Annotated in this window: 17 protein-coding genes, 1 rRNA gene, 1 pseudogene and 1 riboswitch; of the genes and pseudogenes, 14 read left to right on the forward strand and 5 right to left on the reverse strand. The window is 71.6% G+C overall.

The features are described 5' to 3' along the window. The 12 genes from rrf to ACIOGZ_RS12320 form a co-directional block, all read left to right on the forward strand. A 5S ribosomal RNA gene (rrf, locus tag ACIOGZ_RS12265) occupies nucleotides 1-87 on the forward strand; the annotation flags it as partial. 98 nt (nucleotides 88-185) lie between these two features. Beyond that, complete coding sequence (gene pgsA, locus ACIOGZ_RS12270) at nucleotides 186-806, forward strand: CDP-diacylglycerol--glycerol-3-phosphate 3-phosphatidyltransferase (RefSeq protein ID WP_363585311.1); 621 nt, start codon at nucleotides 186-188, stop codon at nucleotides 804-806. 126 nt (nucleotides 807-932) lie between these two features. After that, the gene (locus tag ACIOGZ_RS12275) at nucleotides 933-3,428 is read left to right on the forward strand and encodes a mannose-1-phosphate guanyltransferase (RefSeq protein WP_063350200.1); all 2,496 of its coding nucleotides are present in this window, start codon (nucleotides 933-935) and stop codon (nucleotides 3,426-3,428) included. A 168-nt stretch (nucleotides 3,429-3,596) separates the two neighbouring features. Continuing rightward, nucleotides 3,597-4,691: a DUF881 domain-containing protein gene (locus ACIOGZ_RS12280; RefSeq protein WP_363620831.1), complete on the forward strand. Its 1,095-nt coding sequence runs from the start codon at nucleotides 3,597-3,599 to the stop codon at nucleotides 4,689-4,691. After that, nucleotides 4,688-5,020, forward strand: a complete 333-nt coding sequence (locus tag ACIOGZ_RS12285; RefSeq protein WP_030062488.1) for a small basic family protein — start codon at nucleotides 4,688-4,690, stop codon at nucleotides 5,018-5,020. The genes ACIOGZ_RS12280 and ACIOGZ_RS12285 overlap by 4 nt, the downstream gene beginning before the upstream one ends. Before the next feature lie 187 nt (nucleotides 5,021-5,207). Then, nucleotides 5,208-6,104: a DUF881 domain-containing protein gene (locus tag ACIOGZ_RS12290; protein WP_400811871.1), complete on the forward strand. Its 897-nt coding sequence runs from the start codon at nucleotides 5,208-5,210 to the stop codon at nucleotides 6,102-6,104. A 226-nt stretch (nucleotides 6,105-6,330) separates the two neighbouring features. Then, a complete protein-coding gene (locus tag ACIOGZ_RS12295) occupies nucleotides 6,331-7,212 on the forward strand; it encodes an FHA domain-containing protein (RefSeq protein ID WP_400811828.1) in 882 nt (293 codons plus the stop codon). Nucleotides 7,213-7,391: 179 nt separating this feature from the next. Further along, nucleotides 7,392-8,087: a MerR family transcriptional regulator gene (locus ACIOGZ_RS12300; protein WP_363585318.1), complete on the forward strand. Its 696-nt coding sequence runs from the start codon at nucleotides 7,392-7,394 to the stop codon at nucleotides 8,085-8,087. 133 nt (nucleotides 8,088-8,220) lie between these two features. Continuing rightward, a complete protein-coding gene (locus ACIOGZ_RS12305) occupies nucleotides 8,221-8,697 on the forward strand; it encodes a bifunctional nuclease family protein (protein ID WP_063350203.1) in 477 nt (158 codons plus the stop codon). A 237-nt stretch (nucleotides 8,698-8,934) separates the two neighbouring features. Beyond that, nucleotides 8,935-9,579, forward strand: a complete 645-nt coding sequence (locus ACIOGZ_RS12310) for a MerR family transcriptional regulator (RefSeq protein WP_363585308.1) — start codon at nucleotides 8,935-8,937, stop codon at nucleotides 9,577-9,579. A gap of 93 nt (nucleotides 9,580-9,672) precedes the next feature. Next, nucleotides 9,673-10,395 carry a vancomycin high temperature exclusion protein gene (locus ACIOGZ_RS12315; protein ID WP_400985837.1) on the forward strand — a complete coding sequence of 241 codons (723 nt, stop codon included), beginning with the start codon at nucleotides 9,673-9,675 and terminating at the stop codon, nucleotides 10,393-10,395. Nucleotides 10,396-10,446: 51 nt separating this feature from the next. Further along, nucleotides 10,447-11,874 carry a DNA polymerase IV gene (locus ACIOGZ_RS12320; RefSeq protein WP_400985839.1) on the forward strand — a complete coding sequence of 476 codons (1,428 nt, stop codon included), beginning with the start codon at nucleotides 10,447-10,449 and terminating at the stop codon, nucleotides 11,872-11,874. Nucleotides 11,875-12,019: 145 nt separating this feature from the next. Here ACIOGZ_RS12320 and ACIOGZ_RS12325 read toward each other — a convergent pair whose 3' ends face one another. The 3 genes and pseudogenes from ACIOGZ_RS12325 to ACIOGZ_RS12335 all read right to left on the reverse strand — a co-directional run. After that, nucleotides 12,020-13,516 (reverse strand): MFS transporter, encoded by a 1,497-nt coding sequence (locus ACIOGZ_RS12325; protein WP_363585306.1) that lies wholly within the window; start codon nucleotides 13,514-13,516, stop codon nucleotides 12,020-12,022. 179 nt (nucleotides 13,517-13,695) lie between these two features. Further along, a complete protein-coding gene (locus ACIOGZ_RS12330) occupies nucleotides 13,696-14,376 on the reverse strand; it encodes a YsnF/AvaK domain-containing protein (protein WP_400986007.1) in 681 nt (226 codons plus the stop codon). A gap of 129 nt (nucleotides 14,377-14,505) precedes the next feature. After that, nucleotides 14,506-14,868, reverse strand: a pseudogene (locus ACIOGZ_RS12335) (PRC-barrel domain-containing protein); the annotation flags it as partial. Between the two features lie 223 nt (nucleotides 14,869-15,091). Then, a riboswitch (glycine riboswitch) is annotated at nucleotides 15,092-15,195 on the forward strand. Nucleotides 15,196-15,432: 237 nt separating this feature from the next. On the opposite strand from ACIOGZ_RS12335, the gene gcvP reads away from it, so the two are divergent. Continuing rightward, on the forward strand, nucleotides 15,433-18,333 hold the full coding sequence (gene gcvP, locus ACIOGZ_RS12340) for an aminomethyl-transferring glycine dehydrogenase (protein ID WP_363585305.1): 2,901 nt from the start codon (nucleotides 15,433-15,435) through the stop codon (nucleotides 18,331-18,333). Between the two features lie 90 nt (nucleotides 18,334-18,423). Here the strand turns inward: gcvP and ACIOGZ_RS12345 are convergent, their stop codons facing one another. Continuing rightward, the gene (locus ACIOGZ_RS12345; RefSeq protein WP_363585304.1) at nucleotides 18,424-18,615 is read right to left on the reverse strand and encodes a DUF5999 family protein; all 192 of its coding nucleotides are present in this window, start codon (nucleotides 18,613-18,615) and stop codon (nucleotides 18,424-18,426) included. Nucleotides 18,616-19,009: 394 nt separating this feature from the next. Continuing rightward, nucleotides 19,010-19,582, reverse strand: a complete 573-nt coding sequence (locus ACIOGZ_RS12350; RefSeq protein ID WP_400985841.1) for a hypothetical protein — start codon at nucleotides 19,580-19,582, stop codon at nucleotides 19,010-19,012. 367 nt (nucleotides 19,583-19,949) lie between these two features. On the opposite strand from ACIOGZ_RS12350, the gene ACIOGZ_RS12355 reads away from it, so the two are divergent. Further along, the gene (locus ACIOGZ_RS12355) at nucleotides 19,950-21,455 is read left to right on the forward strand and encodes a glutamate--cysteine ligase (protein WP_363585302.1); all 1,506 of its coding nucleotides are present in this window, start codon (nucleotides 19,950-19,952) and stop codon (nucleotides 21,453-21,455) included. The last annotated feature ends 72 nt before the right edge of the window (nucleotides 21,456-21,527 follow it).

Consider the following 21,527-nt stretch of genomic DNA (forward strand, 5'->3'; position numbering starts at 1 on the left):
GGTTACATTCCGAACCCGGAAGCTAAGCCTTACAGCGCCGATGGTACTGCAGGGGGGACCCTGTGGGAGAGTAGGACGCCGCCGAACAATCATTCGAGAGAAGCCCCCGCCGGGTGAACCTGGCGGGGGCTTTTCTGTTGTAGGGTCAACGTGCATTGTCGTCACACGGGACAGGAGGCCCCCGGGTGGAGGTCCAGGAGACGCGGGTCCAGACCGATCGCGTCCTCACCATCCCCAACCTGCTCAGCATGGGCCGGCTGGTCGGTGTTCCGCTTTTTCTCTGGCTGATTCTCTGGCCGGTTTTCGACGGCCCCAACAACGATGGTTGGGCGCTGCTGATCCTGATGCTGAGCGGTGTCAGCGACTACCTCGACGGGAAACTCGCGCGGCGATGGGGGCAGGTCAGCCGGGTGGGGCAGCTGCTCGATCCGCTGGCCGACCGGCTCTACGTGCTGTCCACGTTGGTCGGTTTGACCTGGCGTGAGTTTCTTCCGTGGTGGGTGACGGCGATTCTGCTGGCCCGGGAAGTGTTTATCGGTGCGCTGCTGCCCATTTTGAACCGGCACGGTTACGGGCCGCTTCAGGTGAGTTTTCTGGGGAAGGCCGCGACCTTCAATCTGATGTACGCGTTTCCGCTTCTCCTGCTCGGCAGCGTGGACAGCTGGATCGCTCGGCCGGCCGAGGTGGTGAGCTGGGCCTTCATCTGGTGGGGGACCACATTGTACTGGTGGGCCGGTATTCTTTACGCGGTTCAGGCCCGGCGGATCACCCGTGCGGGCTCGACGGGCTCCGCGTCCGCAGTCTGAGACGTGATCTGAGAGAAGTCCCACGCCGTATCGGTGCGTCGGACGATACCTTCCGGGTAGGGATCCCTCTGGAACGGTTTGATGGACCTCTGTAGGTCCACCACCGCAAAGGAGGACGCACCCGTAATGAAAGCCGTTGTCATGGCAGGGGGCGAAGGAACCCGACTCCGCCCGATGACCTCCAGCATGCCGAAGCCGCTGCTTCCGGTCGCCAACAGGCCGATCATGGAGCACGTGCTTCGGCTGCTGAAGCGGCACGGCCTCTCCGACACCGTCGTCACCGTCCAGTTCCTGGCCTCACTGGTCAAGAACTACTTCGGTGACGGCGAGGACCTGGGCATGCATCTGACCTATGCCCACGAGGAGACGCCGCTAGGTACCGCGGGGAGTGTCAAGAACGCCGAGGACGCGTTGAAGGACGACTCCTTTCTGGTGATCTCCGGTGACGCACTGACCGACTTCGACCTCTCGGAATTGATCGACTTTCACCGCAGCAAGAACGCGCTGGTCACCGTCTGTCTCACCAGGGTGCCGAATCCCCTCGAGTTCGGTATCACGATCACGGACGACGACGGACGGGTCGAGCGCTTCCTGGAGAAGCCGACCTGGGGGCAGGTCTTCTCGGACACTGTGAACACCGGTATCTACGTGATGGAACCAGAGGTCTTCGACTACGTCGCGGCAGGTGAGTCCGTCGACTGGTCGAGTGACGTCTTCCCGCAATTGTTGAAGGAGGGCAAGCGGGTCTACGGCTACGTCGCCGAGGGCTACTGGGAGGACGTGGGCACCCACGAGAGCTACGGCAAGGCCCAGGCGGACGTCCTGGAGGGCAAGGTCGACGTCGAGCTCGACGGGTTCGAGATCTCGCCGGGCGTCTGGGTGGCCGAGGGCGCGGAGGTGGACCCGGAGGCCGTGCTGCGTGGGCCGCTGTACATCGGGGACTACGCCAAGGTCGAGGCCGGCGTCGAGATCCGCGAGCACACCGTGCTCGGCAGCAACGTGGTGGTCAAGCGCGGGGCCTTCCTCCACAAGGCGGTCGTGCACGACAACGTCTACATCGGGCCGCAGAGCAATCTGCGCGGCTGCGTGGTCGGAAAGAACACCGACGTGATGCGGGCCGCCCGGATCGAGGACGGCGCGGTGATCGGGGACGAGTGCCTGATCGGCGAGGAGTCGATCATCGGTGCGAACGTCCGGGTCTATCCGTTCAAGACCATCGAGGCCGGCGCCGTTGTCAACACGTCGGTGATCTGGGAGTCCCGCGGCCAGGAGCACCTGTTCGGCGTGCGTGGCGTGTCGGGGATCCTGAACGTCGAGATCACCCCGGAACTGGCCGTGCGGTTGGCCGGCGCGTACGCCACGACCCTGAAGAAGGGGGCGACCGTCACCATTGCGCGTGACCACTCGCGTGGTGCGCGTGCGCTCAAACGGGCGATGATTTCGGCGCTCCAGACGTCGGCCATAGACGTCCGCGACCTGGAGAACGTGCCGATGCCGGTGGCCCGGCAGCACACCGCGCGAGGGAGTGCGGGCGGGATCTTCCTGCGGACCACGCCGGGGGTGCCCGACTCTCTGGACATCCTCTTCTTCGACGAGCGCGGGGCCGATCTCTCGCAGGCCGGCCAGCGCAAGCTGGACCGCGTGTACGCGCGCCAGGAGTACCGGCGGGCCTTCCCCGGTGAGATCGGGGACCTGACCTTCCCGTCCAGCGTCTTCGACTCCTACGCGGGCAACCTGCTGCGGGCCGTCGACACCACCGGGGTCCGGGAGGCCGGACTGAAGGTGGTCGTGGACACCGCGCACGGCAGCGCCGGCCTGGTTCTGCCGAGCATCCTCGGACGGCTCGGAGTGGAGGCGCTCACCGTCTCCAGCGGGCTGGACGAGGCGCGGCCGACGGAGGACGCGGAGGAGCGGCGGGCCGGGCTGGCCAGGCTCGGTGAGCTGGTGGCCTCCTCCCGGGCGGCCTTCGGCGTCCGCTTCGACCCGGTCGGCGAGCGGGTCGCGTTCGTCGACGAACTGGGCCGGGTGATCGACGACGACCGGGCGTTGCTGGTGCTGCTGGACCTGGTCGCGGCAGAACGGCGCAGCGGGCAGGTGGCGCTGCCGGTGACCACGACCCGGATCGCCGAGCAGGTCGCCGCGTACCACGGCACCCAGGTCATCTGGACCACGACGACGCCGGACGACCTGGCGAAGGCGGCCGCCACCGAGGGCACGGTGTTCGGTGGGGACGGGCGCGGCGGGTTCGTGGTGCCGGAGTTCAGCGGAGTGCTGGACGGGGCCGCGGCCTTCGTGCGGTTGGTCGGCCTGGTGGCGCGGACCCAGCTCACGCTGAGCCAGATCGACGCGCGCATCCCGCAGGCGCACATCCGTCGTCGGGACCTGGCGACGCCGTGGGCGGCCAAGGGGATGGTGATGCGCTCGGTGGTCGAGGCGGCCGGCAGTCGGCGGCTGGACACCACCGACGGCGTCCGGGTCGTCGAGGCGGACGGGCGCTGGACGCTGGTGCTGCCGGACCCGGCCGAGGCGACCACCCACCTGTGGGCAGAGGGTCCGGACGACGAGGCCACGGAGGCGCTGCTGGACGAGTGGGCGGCGGTGGTCGACGGGGCCGGGAGGTGACGACACCGGCCTGATCGTCCGACGGTCCTGACGGTCGGGGCGCGCGGCATGGTCCGCGCGCCCCGCTGTCCGTTTTAACACTGTTCGCAATGATCCGTCACTTTGTGTCGTGTGTGCAGCTCAAGGGGTGTGCGCGGGCCCCTTCGCCGACGTGGGACGATGGTCCGCATGCCAGCGACGCCGACGCCGAGTGCCCCGAACGGACGGTACAACCGCCCGGACGCCTCGATGTCCCTGCTGACCAACGTCATGGACCACAGCCTCGACGAGGGCTACGCCGAGGCGGCCGCGGCGCGGGGCGGAGACCACGACAGCCGGATACCCAGGACGGCCCGAGGCCTGCTCACGCTGGCCGCCGGGCTGGCGTTGGTCGGGGTCGTGGTGACGGTCGGCGCGGTGAACGCGCACAAGGCGGAGCCGACGCTGGCCAAGGAACGGGACGCGCTGATCCACCGGATCAACGACACCAACGGCTCGGCCGACCACCTCCAGCAGCAGGTCCAGGACCTGCGGCGCAAGGTCGAGAGCACGCAGCAGCAGGCGCTCGCCACGGGCGACGGCGACCAGGGAGGTCTGACCGGCGCGGTGGGCCTGGGCGAGGTCGCGGGGCCGGGCGTCAAGCTGGTCCTGGAGGACGCGGCGGGGACCGGCGGCGGGGGAAACGTCGACCCGCGGGCCGGGCAGGGCTTCTCCAACAGCGGCCGGCTACGGGACCGCGACCTCCAGTTGGTGGTGAACGGCCTGTGGGGATCCGGTGCGGAAGCCGTGGCGATCAACGGTCAGCGGCTCACCGCGCTCTCGGCGATCCGGGCTGCGGGAGAGGCGGTGCTGGTGGACAACCGACCGCTCGTCCCGCCGTACAACATCCAGGCGATCGGGGATGGGCCGAAGCTGCTCACCGCCTTCGAGAACGACATGGCCGGGCAGTACCTGCGGCTGCTCCAGGAGAAGTACGGCATCAAGTCGACCATGTCCGCGCAGAAGAGCCTGACGCTGCCGGCCGCGGTGGGCGTGACGCTGCGGACCGCCCAGCCGGTCACGCCCGAGCCCTCGCCCCCGGCGTCCCCGTCGGCGGCTTCGGTCACCCCGACGCCGTCACCCACCGCCGGAACCTCCGGGAGCCCGAGCGCGTCCGTTTCACCGTCTGCGGGCAGCACCGGTCGGCGTACGCCGAGCGGGTCCGCGAAGACCACGACAGCCCACTCGTCCACGACGGCCCCGACCGGGTCGTCGTCCGCAGGGACAGGAGCAGCTAGACCGTGATTGCCGTACTGGGTCTCGTGATCGGGGTGGTCGTCGGACTCTTCGTCCAGCCCGAGGTGCCGGACGCCGTCGTGCCGTACCTGCCGATCGCGGTGGTGGCGGCGCTGGATGCCGTGTTCGGCGGCGTCCGGGCGATGCTGGACGGGATCTTCAACGACAAGGTGTTCATCGTCTCGTTCCTGTCGAACGTGGTGGTCGCGGCACTGATCGTCTTCCTCGGTGACCAGCTGGGCGTCGGCTCGCAGCTGTCCACGGGTGTGGTCGTCGTCCTCGGCATCCGCATCTTCTCCAACGCGGCCGCGATTCGGCGCCATGTCTTCCGCGCCTGAGCCGGGCCGCGGGGCGGCGGAGGAGCACGCGGACGGCGGCGGGAAGGCGTCGGAGCGGGCTGCCGAGGCGCCGGGGCCGGAGTCGGCGGCCGAGGCGGGCCCGGTCGAGCCGGTGGACGGGGCCGGGGAGGTCCAGCGCGCCGAACCGGCCGAGGAGCCGGGGAGGGCCGAGGGGCCCGTGGCGGCGGTGGGGGAGCCCGAGGAACAGGCTGCGGCGAAGTCTGACGCTAAGCCTGAGCTTGATGCGGAGGCGGCGCCCACGCCCGCGGTGCGGCTCGCGAAGGCCGCAGCGCCTGCGCCCGTGCCTGCGTCTGAGCCCGAGCCTGAGCCCGTGGTGGAGCCGGCCGCCCTGGACCGCGGTGCGGGACGGCGGCGCCTCAAGGCAGCCCTGTGGCCGCCGCGGATGTCGCGCGGGCAGCTGGTGGTGGCGCTGCTGCTGTTCTCGCTCGGTCTGGGGCTGGCGATCCAGGTGCGGTCGACCAACGACCACCACAGCCAGCTCCGCGGGGCCCGCCAGGAGGACCTGGTGCGCATCCTCGACGAACTGGACAGCCGTCAGCAGCGTCTTCAGCAGGAGAAGGCGGAGTTGGAGCAGTCCCTGGCCAAGTTGGAGAACAGTTCCAACCAGGCCAAGGAGGCCCAGGAGCAGACCAGGAAGAAGGCGACGGAGCTCGGCGTGCTCGCCGGTACCGTCAAAGCCACTGGTCCGGGCATCGTACTCACGGTCGATGATCCCCAAGGGCAGGTGAAGGCAGATATGCTGCTGGACACCCTGCAAGAACTTCGAGCGGCAGGGGCGGAGGCGATTCAGATCAACGATGTGCGCGTGGTGGTCAACACCTACTTCACCGACGTGTCGGGCGGCGGGGTGCAGATCGACGGGAAGAAGGTCTCGCAGCCCTATCGGTTCACCGTCGTGGGGAACCCGCAGGATCTGACACCCGCGCTGAACATCCCGGGGGGTGTCGTCCGTACTCTGGAGAGTCACCAGGCGCGGGCGACGATCACCCAGCAGCAGAAGGTGGTCGTGGACGCCCTCGTGGATCTGAAGACGCCGCAGTACGCCAAGCCGGCTTCGAAGTGACGGGGCGCCCGACGAACGGCCCGTCACCTGCGGGCGGCACCCGGTGCGGGGCGCCGCCGTCGCGTGGGCGAGACTGGGTCGTACCAGCACGCACCGGAGCACCAACAGCAGTACCAACCGTCGGAGTACCACTCCAGCAGGCCCGATCCGCAACCGGGCCCGCAGTCTGTCCGAGGTTCTCACCCTGCCCCGCGGGCGGGTCTGTCACACGCAAGGGGATTCGCCCGTGAGTTTCTTCTCGAAGTTGTTCGGTCGTAACAAGGGCCGTGGCGCGGCCTCCGTCGAGGCGCCGACCGCGCGGCACCGCCGGCCCGAGGACGAGGCCGCCGTGCCGGGCATGCGCCCCGCTCCAGAGGGGGCGCCGTACGCCGAGCAGCAGCTGTTCCGGGACGGCGCCGCCGCCCAGTACGCAGGGAATCCGGTGGGCTACGGCGCGTCGGTTGACCCTTCCGGCGACCCGCGCATAGGTTTCCAGTCAGGACCCTCAACCTCTGGTGGAGGGTTTGCCCCCGATCCGTACGCCGGGCACAACCCGTCGGGTGTGCCGCGCCAGGAGGCTGTGAACATGGCTGGCCCCACTCCGTGCCCCAGGTGCGGCAACCAGAACCCGTCATCGGCCCGGTTCTGCTCCAACTGCGGTACGGCCCTGCGCGGTGGCCTGCTTCCGGAGGGGGCGGCGGAGACCACGTCGACCATCTCCATCTCCGGCCTGGAGTCGTACGACCCCAACACCACGACCGGCACCGGCGCGACGCCGGCCCTGTCGGCCGAGGTGCTGTCGGCGATCGACGCGCTGCCGCCGGGCTCGGCCCTGCTGATCGTCCAGCGCGGTCCGAACTCGGGCAGCCGCTTCCTGCTGGACTCGGACGTCACCACGGCCGGCCGTCACCCGCAGGGCGACATCTTCCTGGACGACGTCACGGTCTCGCGGCGCCACGTGGAGTTCCGTCGGACGCAGGCCGGGTTCAGCGTCGCGGACGTCGGCAGCCTCAACGGCACCTACGTCAACCGGGAGCGGATCGACGAGGTGTCGCTGAACAACGGTGACGAGGTGCAGATCGGGAAGTACCGGCTGGTGTTCTTCGCCGGCCACAACCGGGGGTACTGAACCCAACGTCGGTAGGAGCCCGAGTGAGTACGAATACCCCTTCATCTTCTCTCGGGGCGGCCACCCCCGCATCGTCCGGTCCGCACGCGGACCGCGGCGCGCGCGGGGTGGTCGCGGGCCCCAGGCAGCCGGTCCGCCCGGACCGGCCGGGTGGGCGGCGGCGCGGCGGTGACGAGCTGCTGAGCATCGGCGCGGTGTTGACCTTCCTGCGCGACGACTTCCCCGAGGTCACCATCTCCAAGATCAGGTTCCTGGAGGCGGAGGGGCTGGTCGAGCCGCAGCGCACGCCCTCGGGGTACCGCAAGTTCAGCCCGGCCGACGTCGAGCGGCTGGCCTACGTCCTGCGGATGCAGCGTGACCACTACCTGCCGCTGCGGGTGATCCGCGAGCACCTGGACGCCATCGAGCGCGGTGAGGCACCGCCCGCGCTGCCGCCCTCCGCCGACACCCGACCCGGGCCGGTGGAGGAAGCGGACCGGGAGCTGGGGGCCTCGGCCGACGTCCCGTCCGGAGTCCGGCTGGGGCGTGCCGAACTGCTGGCGGCCGCCGAGTCCGGTGAGCGCGAGCTGTCCGAATGGGAGTCCTACGGTCTGGTCGCGCCCGGTCCGGACGGCGGGTACGACGGCGAGGCGCTGCAGGTGGCCCGGCTGGTCGCGGAACTCGGCCGGTACGGGCTGGAACCGCGGCACCTGCGGGCCATGAAGGCCGCGGCGGATCGGGAGATCGCGCTGGTGGAACAGGTGGTGGCGCCACTGCGCCGGCACCGGAACCCGCAGACCAGGGCCCATGCCGAGGCCACCGCGCGGGAGCTGGCGACACTGTCCGTGCGGCTGCACGCGGCGATGGTCCAGGCCGGTCTGCGCAGCCGCGGATAGCGTCCCCGTGGGATTCCCGCGGGGCTCCTGCGGGGTGGCTGTCCAGACCCCGGGCGGTCGGCGTGCACCGCGCTGACCAGCGGCGTCGGCCCTGCGCTTTCATATCCGGGGCCTGAGCCATAGGGTTGCCTGTGTGAATGAGCTCGACGTCGTGGGTGTCCGAGTGGAGATGCCTTCCAACCAGCCGATCGTGCTGCTGCGGGAGGTCGGGGGCGATCGGTACCTGCCGATCTGGATCGGTCCCGGCGAGGCGACCGCGATCGCCTTCGCCCAGCAGGGCATGACGCCGGTCCGCCCGCTGACGCACGACCTGTTCAAGGACGTCCTGGAGGCGCTCGGGCAGCAGCTCACCGAGGTCCGGATCACCGACCTGCGGGAGGGCGTCTTCTACGCCGAGCTGGTCTTCACTGGCGGGGTCGAGGTGAGCGCCCGGCCGTCCGACGCGATAGCGCTGGCCCTGCGCACCGGCACGCCGATCTACGGGAGCGAGGAGGTGCTCGCCGAGGCGGGCATCGCGATTCCGGACGAGCAGGAGGACGAGGTCGAGAAGTTCCGCGAGTTCCTCGACCAGGTGTCGCCCGAGGACTTCGGGGGCAGCGGTCCGCAGTAGTGCGAACCGGATTTCCCTACAGGTCAGGCCGTTGTTTGGCTTGCCGTTTTGCCAAAAACCGTCGACCTACCCACACTAGGGGCACGAAAAACCACTCTCCTGAGTGATGTGGTTTGGCTGGCCCGGCGTGGCGATCGTTGACGGGTCATAGGGGACTGCCTACCGTCAGGAGTGGCTGTCCGGGTGACCGATGCCCGCAGTTCGGGTTGCCCGCAGCACCAGTGGACGGAGGCAGGCATGAGCAGCACCGGCGATGACACGGCCGTGGGAGGCCTGTGTGCCGTGCACCTGCCGCGCACCGCTCGCACCGTGACGGACCTGCCCCGGGTGGGCAGGTTCCCGGCCGTGCAGCCCGGTCAGCCCGCCATCGAGCGGCTGGCCCCGACGTCCGAACTGATCGGCTACCGCGGTCCGACGGCCTGCGCGGCGGCCGGCATCACGTACCGCCAGCTGGACTACTGGGCCCGGACCGGACTGCTGGAGCCCAGCGTCCGTTCGGCGTACCCGGCCACCAGCCAGCGGCTCTACAGCTTCCGCGACATCCTGCTGCTGAAGATCGTGAAGCGGCTGCTCGACGCGGGCGTCTCGCTGCAGAACATCCGGGTGGCGGTCGCCCATCTGCAGGCGGCCGAGCAGGGCGACCTGGCCGGGATGACGCTGATGTGCGACGGCGCGACGGTGTACGAGTGCACCACGCCGCAGCAGGTGGTGGACCTGCTGAAGGGCGGTCAGGGCGTGTTCGGCATCGCGGTCGGAGCGGTCTGGCGGGAGCTGGAGCTGACGCTCGGGCGGCTGCACGCGGAGCGCACCGACACCGGCGAGACGCTGGTCGGCCACGACCCGTCCGACGAGCTGGCCCAGCGGCGCAACCGGGCGGTCTGAACGCAGAACTGACGAGGCCGCGGGCCCGGACGGGGAACCGTCCGGGCCCGCGGCCTCGTGGTTGCGCCTGGTGAGGCGATCGAGGGAGGACACGTGGGGTTCGGCACCGGGATAGCGGGTCTGCTGCGGCGTCGGGGCGGGCTGCTGAAGGTCCGGTTTCGGCGGCGGTCCGTGCAGCGCAGGGCCTTCCAGACGGCGACGGTGCTCTGCTCGCTGGCGCTGGCGCCGAGCGCGTGGCTGTGGTGCTCGGCCGGGGACCGGGTCGGCACGGTGGCCGGCGTGCCGTCCGCGCCGGTCGCGGTGGTCTTCGGCGCCGGGCTGGACCAGGGCAAGCCGTCGCCGTACCTGGAGCACCGGCTGAAGGCGGCGCTGGACCTGTACCGGGCGGGGAAGGTGCAGGCGATCCTGGTGACCGGCGACAACGGCCGGGACAGCTACGACGAGCCGGACGCGATGCGGACGTACCTGATCGAGCACGGGGTGCCGGCGGTCCGGGTGGTGGGCGACTACGCGGGCTTCGACACCTGGAACTCCTGCACCCGGGCCCGGCGGGTCTTCGGGGTGGAGCGGGCGGTGCTGGTCAGCCAGGACTTCCACGTCCGCCGGGCGCTGGCCCTGTGCGAGGCGGCGGGCATCGACGCGTACGCGGTCGGGGTGCCGGAACCGCACGACGGCACTTGGCTGTACGGCGGGCTGCGGGAGATCCCCGGGGCGGGCAAGGCGGCGGTCAACGCCTGGCTGCGGCCGGACCCGCTGTTCCTCGGCCCCCGGGAGGACGGCATCCCGAAGGCGCTGGCGGACGCCGCGCAGCGCTAGGGCCTGCTCGGGTTCGTACGCATTGTCGGACCCCTGCGGGATGATCGGCGGGTGCGATCACTGCCGAGCATCATCCACCTCGACATGGACGCCTTCTTCGCGGCGGTGGAGCAGGCGGCCAAGCCGAGCCTGCGCGGCAAACCGGTGGTCGTCGGCGGGCTCGGCGGGCGCGGGGTGGTCTCCACCGCCTCGTACGAGGCGCGGAGGTTCGGGGTGCACTCGGCGATGCCGATGGCGCAGGCGCGCCGGCTCTGCCCCAACGCGGCCTTTCTGAGCGGCCGGTTCGAGGCCTACAGGCAGGTCAGCGAGCTCGTGATGGGTCTGCTGCGCGAGCTGTCGCCGCTGGTGCAGCCGCTCAGCCTGGACGAGGCCTTCGTCGACCTGGAGGCCGGCCCCTACGGTCCGGTGCTGGCGGAGTCCGACCACGAGACCGGGGAGCGGCTGGTGCTCGCCCTGGCGGAGGACCTGCGGGCGGACATCCAGCGGCGCACCGGGCTGACCGGGTCGGTCGGGGCGGCCGGATCCAAGCTGATGGCGAAGATCGCCTCCGAGCAGGCCAAACCGGACGGGCTGGTGCTGATCGAACCCGGGCAGGAACGGACCGTGCTCGGCCCGATGCCGGTCCGGGCGCTGCCCGGGATCGGGCCGGCCACTGAACAGGTGCTGCGGCGGGCCGGACTGAACACCGTGGCGGACCTCGCCGAGGCGGGGGAGGGCGAACTGGTGCAGCTGCTCGGGCGGGCGCACGGCGCGGGTGTGCACCAGATGTCGATAGGGCTGGACGACCGGCCGGTGGTGGCCGACCAGGACGCCAAGTCGGTCTCGGTGGAGGACACCTTCGAGGTGGACCTCGCCGACCGGGAGCGGGTGCTGCGCGAGGTGGAGGTGCTGGCCGCCCGGTGCGTGCGGCGGCTGCGCGCGGCCGGGCGCTCGGGGCGGACGGTGGTGCTCAAGGTCCGGCGGTTCGACTTCTCGACGCTGACCCGTTCGGAGACGCTGCGCGGGCCCACCGACGACGAGGCGGTGGTCATCGAGACGGCGCGTCGGCTGGCCTCCCAGGTGGACATCACCGGCGGGGTGCGGCTGCTCGGGGTGGGGGTCGCCCAGCTGGCCGACTACACCCAGGAGGACTTGTTCGCGCAGGCCCTGCGGGAGGAGGCGGCCGAGCACGCGGAGGCGGAGGTCGAGACGGCCGAGGAGGAACCGGAGGCGGTCGCGCCGCGCCGCTGGATGCCCGGGCAGGACGTCCGCCATACCGAGCTGGGGCCCGGGTGGGTGCAGGGCAGCGGTGTCGGGCGGGTCACCGTGCGGTTCGAGACGCCGTGGAGCGGGCCGGGGCGCATCCGGACCTTCGCGGTGGACGATCCGGCGCTGGAACCGGCCCGTCCGCTGCCGCTTTGGGGGGCCGAGGGGCCGGAGGAGACGGGGGCGCCCGGGGAGAGGGAGGCGCCGGAGGAGACGGGGGCGCCGGGGGTGTGAAACGCGAAGCGGCCCCGACCGGTGGGGGGGAGTACCGGTTGGGGCCGCATACCGTGCCGGACTTCGTGCGGTCGTGATGCCCTCGCGACCGTCCGAAGGCCGGGCCGCCGCGCCCTGTCCCTGAGCGCGGCGGCCGGACGCCTGGTCAGGCGTCGGTCTTGGCCAGCTCGGGGCTGGAGTTCCGCTCGGCCGTGCCGCCCGAGGCGACGACGGTGGCGGCCGGCTTGACGCCGCGGATCAGGAACGGGACGACGCCGGCGACGGCGCAGACGACGGCCGCGGCCCAGAACGCGTGCTTGTAGGCGTCCAGCGTGGGCAGCAGCAGCGGGATCTGCGGCGGCAGCTTCATGGTGTCGCCGGTCAGGATGGCGGCCATCACGGCGGTGCCGATCGCGCCACCGACGGTGCGCAGCACGGCGTTCATGCCGTTGGCGATGCCGCTCTGCTCCACCGGGACGGCGCCGTTGATGTAGGCCGGCATCGCGGAGAACGCCAGGCCGATGCCGAGGCCGAAGATCGCCGAGGAGGTGTAGATGTCGCCCTCGTGGCTGTGCCGCACGGCCAGGTAGGCCATCGCGACGGCACCCAGGACGCCACCGAGGACCAGCGGCAGGCGCGGGCCGCGGCGGGCGATCAGCATCGCGCCGACCGGAGCCGCCACCATCGAGCCGATCGCGGACGGCAGCAGCAGCAGACCGGCATGCAGGACGGTCGCGGTGAAGCCGTAGTGGGTGAGCTTCTCCGGGGTCTGGGCGAAGTTGCTGATCACCATGAACGAGCCGTACATGCCGAAGCCGATCAGCAGGCCGGCCAGGTTGGTGAAGGCGACGGCCGGACGGGACATCATCTTCATGTCCACCAGGGGGTGCGCGACCTTGGTCTCGATGACCCCCCAGATCAGGGCGACGACGGCGGCCACGGCGAACAGGCCGAGGGTCTTGGTCGAGGTCCAGCCCCAGTGGTTGCCCTGGCTGACCGCGACGAGCAGCGCGGAGAGCCAACCGGCCAGGGTGAGGGCGCCGAGCGGGTCGGCGCCGCCCTCCTTGTCGGTGACCGGGTCGGACGGGACGCGGAACGCGACCAGGGCGACCGCGATCAGGCCGAAGACCAGGCCCATCCAGAAGATCGACTTGTAGCTCCAGTGCTCCAGCAGGAGACCGGTCGCGACCAGGCCGAGGCCGGAGCCGACACCCATCGAGGCACTGATGGCGGCGACGCCGCCGGTCACCTTCTGCTTGGGCAGCTCGTCGCGGACGATGCTGATCGCCAGCGGTAGCACGCCACCGCCGGCGCCCTGAAGGACGCGGGCGACGACCAGCCAGGTGAAGGAGTGGGTGCTGACCGCCAGTGCCGAGCCGGCGACCAGACCGGCCAGCGAGATCAGCAGCATCGGCTTACGGCCCCGGAGGTCGCCGAAGCGGCCCAGCAGGGGAGTCAGCACGGCGGCGGAGAGCAGGTTGGCGGTCATGAGCCAGGTGACGCTGGACGCGGAGACGCTCAGTTCCTTGGCCAGCGAGGGCAGGATCGGGACGACCGCGGTCTGCACCACGCTGAACGACAGCATCGCCAGGATGAGGGCCGGCAGGACCCGGGCGCTGCTCTGCTTCTCGGCCGCGGTGGTGGGCTGTGGTGCCTCACTCACGGTTGCTTCCTCCCGTACATAGTGAATGAACTGAAGTAACCATGCCGGGAGATACTTCAGAGTGTCAAATATCCATTGGTGACGCTTTGGCAAAATCGAAGGATTCCGGCCGGGCGGCGACCGGGACGAGGCATGCCGAGGGCCCCGGACCGATGGGTCCGGGGCCCTGGGGCGAGGGGTCAGGCGAACGGGCGCAGCACGGCCGGGCGGGGGGCCTCGGCCGCCGGCGTGGCCACCGGGGTCGCCGGGGCGGCGGCGGTGTTGTCGTGGATCTCGACGTGCTCGCGGCGCAGCTCGTCCCGGATCACCTCCTCGGCGGTGTAGCGCTCCACCACCAGGCGGACCCGCTCGATCGGGGTGAGGTACTTGCGGACCACCGGGCGCTCCTCGCGCAGGGTGACCTCCTCCACCGCCTCGGCGATCTCCTTCTCGGTGAGCGAGGCGCGCTCGGCCTCGCTCACCGGCATCCGCTCCACCCGGACGCGCTCGCGGACCACCGGGACGCGGCGCTCGACCTGCTCGCTGGTCACGTACTTGCGCAGCTTCGCGGTGCCCACGATGTGCCAGTCCGTGGTGATGTCCAGGCGCTCCTCGCGGCAGGTGATCTCCACCGGGCCGTTGGGGGACGACGGGGCCGGACCGGTCGAGCGCTCCGAGGCCGGCGGGGCCACGGCCGAGTTCGTGGTCGCGGTGGTCGTCACGATCGGGGCGGGCTGCGGCTTGGGCTCGGTCGTCGTGGGGGCGGCCGCGGGTGCGGGGGTGTTGAGGGTCCGCACGCTGACCTCCGTCGCGGTGCCGGTGGGGTCGGCAGGGGTGGTGGTCGGGGCGGGGTCGAGGGAGTGGAAGGCGATGGGCTTCACGGGCTCGGCCGCCGAGGTGGTGCCGAAGTCGAGGTCGGGGCGTGCGGGTCGGCCGCCGTCCCGGCCGACCGGGCGGTCACTCTCGCGGCCGGCCGGCCGGTCACCCTCACGACTGGCGGGCCGGTCGCCGTCCCGACCGACCGGGAGGTCACTGTCCCGACCGACCGGGCGGCCGTTCGCCGGGGTGTCCAGGCCGTAGTAGCGGTAGAGCTGGAGCTCCTGGGCGGGCGACAGGTGCTGGCCGACGCCGAAGTCCGGCGACTCCTTCACCAGCGACTTGTCGTACGGCACCCGGAGCTCGTCGCCGGAGAACTCGCTGGTGGTGAGCGGGACGAAGGCGTCCCGGCCGAAGATGCCGGTCCGGACGGCTGCCCACTCCGGCTGGCCGGTGGCGTCGTCCAGGTAGACCTCGTCGACCGTGCCGATCTTGTCTCCGTTGCGGTCGACCGCCTTGTGGCCGATGAGGTCCCGGGGATCGATATCGGTTTGCACTCTTTCCTCCAGTGCGCTGCGCCTGCGGAACTCCCGCAGGACCGTGGCCGGAGCACCCGTTCCGCCTGCCACTTCACACCAAAGGCCATGAATCGGACGGGCGCGACCGGGGTGCGCCGGACGGGCTCCGGGCTGGACCGTCCGGGGGACGCGCGTAGACCCCGAGCGACCCGACGCGACCGTGATCAGGGGGCCTGCCGCTGGTACCCTGGGCGGCGACCGCCGAGCCCGCTCGGGAGAGTCCCCGGCCACGGAAAGCGCTGGTCGGGGCGCCGAAGGAGCAACTCCTCCCCGGAATCTCTCAGGCATCCGTACCGTGTGGGGTAGGTCACTCTGGAAAGCAGGGCAGGACCGTCGGCAGGGAGCCGACGGGCACCACCCTCACCGACGGTGCAAGCCGGCGGCGTGCCCACAGCGCGCCGTGCGGGTGAAGCTCTCAGGTCCCGATGACAGAGGGGGAGGCCTGTCGGGTTCGCCCGCCCGGGTCGAGCCGCTGTCCGCAGCGGCTCCGGCCGGTCGGCGTGCGCACCCCCGCCGGTCCGTGACCAGGAGGCCTCGACCACCATGAACGCCCAGCCGAACGCGGGACGCCCCACCGGCGCCTCGACCCTCACCGAGCTTGAGCTGGCCAGCCCCTTCGAGAACCGCCACATCGGCCCCGACGACGCCGCGCAGCAGAAGATGCTGGCGTCCATCGGCTACGGCTCGCTGGACGAACTCGCCGCCACCGCCGTTCCCGAGGCGATCCGCTCCATCACCGGCCTGGACCTGCCCGGCGGCCGCAGCGAGGCGCAGGTGCTCGCCGAACTGCGCGAGCTGGCGAGCCGCAACCAGGTGCTCCAGCCGATGATCGGCCTGGGCTACTACGGCACCTTCACCCCGCCGGTGATCCTGCGCAACGTCATGGAGAACCCGGCCTGGTACACCGCCTACACGCCGTACCAGCCGGAGATCTCCCAGGGCCGCCTGGAGGCGCTGCTCAACTTCCAGACCCTGGTCTCCGACCTGACCGGCCTGCCGACCTCCGGCTCCTCGCTGCTCGACGAGGGCACGGCGGCCGCCGAGGCGATGGCGCTCGCCCGCCGCGTCACCAAGGTCAAGGGCGGCGTCTTCCTGGTCGACGCCGAGACCCTGCCGCAGACCACCGCGGTGATCAACACCCGCGCGGTGCCGACCGGTGTCGAGGTCGTCGTCGCCGACCTGTCCGAGGGCATCCCGGCCGAGATCGCCGAGCGCGGCGTCTTCGGCGTGCTGCTCCAGTACCCGGGCGCCACCGGTGTGGTCCGCGACCTCACCCCGGTCATCGAGCAGGCGCACGGCCTCGGAGCGATCGTCGCGGTCGCCGCCGACCTGCTGGCGCTGACCCTGCTCGCCTCGCCGGGCTCGCTCGGCGCCGACATCGCCTGCGGCACCTCGCAGCGCTTCGGCGTGCCGATGGGCTTCGGCGGCCCGCACGCCGGCTACCTGTCGGTGCGCGCCGAGTACGCCCGCTCGCTGCCCGGCCGCCTGGTCGGCGTCTCGGTCGACGCCGACGGCAACCGCGCCTACCGCCTGGCGCTGCAGACCCGCGAGCAGCACATCCGCCGCGAGAAGGCCACCAGCAACATCTGCACCGCCCAGGTGCTGCTCGCCGTCATGGCCTCGATGTACGCCGTCTACCACGGTCCGGACGGCCTGGCCGACATCGCCCGCCGCACCCACCGCTACGCCGCCGCCCTCGCCGAGGGCCTGCGGGCCGGCGGCGTCGAGCTGCTGCACGGCGAGTTCTTCGACACCGTCACCGCCGTCGTCCCGGGCCGTGCCGCCGAGATCGCGGCCGCCGCCCGCGCCAACGGCGTCAACGTCCACCAGGACGGCGCGGACCGGATCTCGGTCTCCACCGACGAGACCACCACCCGCGAGCACCTCGCCGCCGTCTGGGCCGCGTTCGGCGTCCCCGCGGTCGAGGTCGCCGAGGGCGCCGACGCGCTGCCGGCCGCGCTGCTGCGCCAGGACGAGTACCTGACCCACCCGGTCTTCCACAGCCACCGCTCGGAGACCGCCATGCTGCGCTACCTGCGCCGCCTGTCGGACCGGGACTACGCGCTGGACCGCGGCATGATCCCGCTGGGCTCCTGCACCATGAAGCTCAACGCGACCACCGAGATGGAGGCCGTCACCTGGCCGGAGTTCGGCCAGCTGCACCCCTTCGCGCCGATCGAGCAGGCCCAGGGCTACCTCAGCCTGATCCGCGAGCTGGAGCGCCAGCTGGTCGAGGTGACCGGCTACGACGCCGTCTCGATCCAGCCGAACGCGGGCTCGCAGGGCGAGCTGGCCGGCCTGCTGGCCGTCCGCGCCTACCACCACGCCAACGGCGACACCCAGCGCGACGTCTGCCTGATCCCGTCCTCCGCGCACGGCACCAACGCGGCCTCCGCGGTGATGGCCGGCATGCGCGTGGTCGTGGTGAAGACCCTGGTCGACGGTGACGTGGACGTCGAGGACCTGAAGGCCAAGATCGAGCAGCACCGGGACAGCCTCTCCGTGCTGATGGTCACCTACCCCTCCACCCACGGCGTGTACGAGACCCAGATCACCGACATCTGCGCCCTGGTGCACGAGGCCGGCGGCCAGGTGTACGTGGACGGCGCCAACCTGAACGCCCTGGTCGGCCTCGCCAAGCCGGGCAAGTTCGGCGCGGACGTCTCGCACCTGAACCTGCACAAGACCTTCTGCATCCCGCACGGCGGCGGCGGCCCGGGCGTCGGCCCGGTCGCGGTGCGCGCCCACCTGGCGCCGTACCTGCCGAACCACCCGCTGCAGCCGGAGGCCGGTCCGGCCACCGGAGTCGGCCCGATCTCGGCGGCGCCGTGGGGCTCGGCGGCCATCCTGCCGATCTCCTGGGCGTACGTCCGGCTGATGGGCGGCGAGGGCCTCAAGCGCGCGACCCAGGTCGCGGTGCTGAACGCCAACTACATCGCCAAGCGGCTGGCACCGCACTTCCCGGTGCTCTACACCGGCCCCGGCGGGCTGGTCGCGCACGAGTGCATCATCGACCTGCGCCCGCTGACCAAGGAGACGGGCGTGACGGTGGACGACATCGCCAAGCGCCTGATCGACTACGGCTTCCACGCGCCGACGATGTCCTTCCCGGTGGCCGGCACGCTGATGATCGAGCCGACCGAGTCCGAGGACCTGCACGAGATCGACCGGTTCTGCGACGCGATGATCGAGATCCGGGCCGAGATCGACAAGGTCGGCTCGGGCGAGTGGGCGGCCGCGGACAACCCGCTGCGCAACGCCCCGCACACCGCCGCCGAGCTGGCCGGCGACTGGGCGCACGGCTACTCGCGGCAGGAGGCGGTCTTCCCGGCGGGCGTGAACCCGGCGGACAAGTACTGGCCGCCGGTCAGCCGGATCGACGGCGCGTACGGCGACCGCAACCTGGTCTGCTCCTGCCCGCCGCTGGAGGAGTACGGCGTCTGATCCGGACCGGACGTACGGCAGGGCCCCGACGGCACGTACCGTCGGGGCCCTGCCCGTTGTCGTCGTTCGGCGGCTGCCCCGCCGGTGCGGTCAGGCCGCGCGGGCGACGGGGCGGCGCGGCGCGATCACCCGGCCGTCGGGCAGCAGCTCTCCGGTGTCCTCGAACAGCACGACGCCGTTGCAGAGCAGGCTCCAGCCCTGCTCCGGGTGGCAGGCCACCGTGACGGCCGCCTCGCGGTCCTCGGACTCGGCCGACGGGCACTCAGGACGGTGCTGGCACATACGTACCCTCGCTTCGCTCTGCGATCCTCCCCCGTGGTGCGGCCGCCGGCGGAGCCGTCGGGAGCCGCCGCGGTAGCCGGATCCTGTCCGCGCGCCGACCAGGTGTGGACCGGCGCTCAAGTGGGTAGGACAGGTGGTCCTTCCACGCTGGTTCCCAGTGTCGGCATCTGTGGGGGCGCGCGCAGGGATTTCGTGACATGCGCCACAACTCCCGGGTAGAGATCACCCGTTCAGGTGGGTCCGGCGGGAGACGGCGCACCGATGGGTCAGCTGCGGCATGGCCCGAGGAGGTCAGGGCGGATGGCCCGTCCGGGTGGTTCGGGCGGGCGAGGGCGACGCGCACGCCGCCGGGCCCCCGGGTGGTGGCCCGGCGGCCCGGCGGCGTGGGGTCGGCTCAGGAGGAGCCGAGCAGCAGTGGCTTGGCGAGCGGCGCCCGGGTGAGCAGCGGCAGCAGCTCGCCGGCCGGGTAGGCGCGGTGCGCGGTGACGCCGAGCGGGGCCGGGGCCAGCGGGATCAGCTGGTCGGCGGCCGGGTCGGCGTCGGGGCCGTGCAGCCACAGTGCCGTCGCGTACTGCCCGGGGAAGGTCAGCAGCCGGGGCTGCTGGCGGGACCGGGAGCCCTGGGCGAGCTGCCAGGCCTGGCGCAGCGCCCGGACCGTCGAGTCGAGGTAGGGGCCGGCGGTGAAGTGCGAGAAGGTGTGGCCCTCGACGGCCTGGACGACCTCCGCGGCGGCGGCGACCTCGGCGCCGTCCTTGATCAGGAAGCGCCAGCCCGTCCGGCGGGCGGCGCGCAGCTCCGGGCGCGGCCCGTCCAGGACGTGGACGGCGAGCGGGTGCGCGGGGAGCAGCGGGCCGATCGGATGGCGCAGTGCTGCGGCGGCGGGTTGGCGCAGCGCGGTCTCCGAGTCGAGTGCGGCCAGGACGGCGCGCAGGGCGCTCGGCGGGGGCTGGGGGGTCTGCAGAGTCATGGCGGGGTCCGCCTCTCCGTGCGAGATCGGCGTGCGAGTGCGGCATACCGGCGTGGCGCGGCGTGTCATCGGTGACGGGACCTGGCCGTGTCCGGTTGTGCATGATCGCGGTGCCGGCGCGGTCGCCGCCGTCGACGAGGGTTTCGAGGCGGAGCGGGCCGGCCGGAGCGCAGTGCGAATTCTATCGAACAGGTGCGCAGGGTGACCTGTTTATCACAGGCGGTGGCGCCGGGCAAGTCGGCAGATCTGCTGAATATCCGTCAGTTTCCTTGCATTGCAAGCCAGTACGAGCATTCGGGTATCGATCTTCGAGGTGGGCATGATGCTTGCACGGTCGGGTCGGCCGGTGTCTCAGGAGGAGGGGACCGTGGGCGAGAAGGTCGTGGCGACTCGGGCTGATCTGGCGGACCGGCAGCTGTACCGGCGCAAGCTCCAGGCCTGCCTCGACGCGCTGGGGCGGATGCTGCGCGAGGACCGGTTCGACCGGCCGCGGGCGGTCATGGGCCTGGAGATCGAGCTCAACCTGGCCGACGAGGACGGCCTGCCGGCACTGCGCAACGCGCAGGTGCTGAGCGCGATCGGCTCCAGCGACTTCCAGACCGAACTGGGCCAGTTCAACGTCGAGGTGAACATCGTGCCGCACCGGCTGTGCGGGCACGTCTTCGAGGATCTGCGCGAGGAGCTCGAAACCGGGCTGCGCTACGCCGACCGGCGGGCCGCCGAGGCCGGTGCCCGGATCGTCATGGTGGGGATCCTGCCGACCCTGGAGCACGGTCACACCGGCCTGGACGCGATCTCCCACAACCCGCGCTACAGCCTGCTCAGCGACCAGATCCTGGCCGCCCGCGGCGAGGACATCGCGCTGGACATCGAGGGCGTCGAACACCTCCAGCTGGAGACCATCACCATGGTGGCCGAGGCCGCCGCGACCTCCCTGCAACTGCACCTTCAGGTGACCCCGGAACGCTTCTCCTCGGTGTGGAACGCGGCCCAGGCGATCTGCGGGGCGCAGCTCGCGCTCGGCGCCAACTCGCCGTTCCTGTTCGGGCGGGAGCTGTGGCGGGAGACCCGTCCGGTGCTGTTCCAGCAGGCCTGTGACACCCGTACGGCGGAACTCAAGGCGCAGGGCGTCCGGCCGATCACCTGGTTCGGCGAGCGCTGGGTGGACTCGGCGTACGACCTGTTCGAGGAGAACCTGCGGTACTTCCCCGCCCTGCTGCCGATCTGCGACGACGAGGACCCGCTGAAGGTGCTCGCCTCCGGCGGCGCGCCCCGGCTCGCCGAGATGCGGCTCCACAACGGCACGATCTACCGCTGGAACCGGCCGGTGTACGACATCGCGGGCGGGACCGCGCACCTGCGGGTGGAGAACCGGGCGCTGCCGGCCGGGCCGACGGTGGCCGACACGCTCGCGAACGCCGCCTTCTACTACGGGCTGGTCCGGGTGCTCGCCGAGCAGCCCCGGCCGGTCTGGACCCGGCTGCCGTTCGAGCGGGCCGACGAGAACTTCCGGCAGGGCGCCCGCTACGGCATCGACGCGGTGTTCCAGTGGCCGCGGGCGGGCCGGGCGGGCCGCGGCGGCGGGCTGACCACGGTGTCCGCCGTCGACCTGGTGCTCAACGAACTGCTGCCGATGGCCCACCAGGGCCTGGACGAGTGGGGCGTCGAGCCCGCCGACCGGGACCGCTACCTGGGGATCATCGAGCAGCGCTGCCTGCGCCGCACCAACGGCGCGGCCTGGCAGAGCGCGACCTTCCACCGGCTGCGCGAGCAGTACGGGATGGACCGCCCGGCCGCGCTCGCCGCGATGACCAGGCGCTACATCGAGCACATGCGCACCGGCGAGCCGGTGCACACCTGGCCGGTCGGGTAGCCGGACCGCTGTGTCAGGATGATCGCTCCGGCGGTCGGCCGACGGCCGGAGCGACGCCCGCCACGCTGGAGC

Origin of the sequence: Kitasatospora sp. NPDC088160 (genome assembly GCF_044741445.1) — a bacterium.
Taxonomy (GTDB): Bacteria; Actinomycetota; Actinomycetes; order Streptomycetales; family Streptomycetaceae; genus Kitasatospora.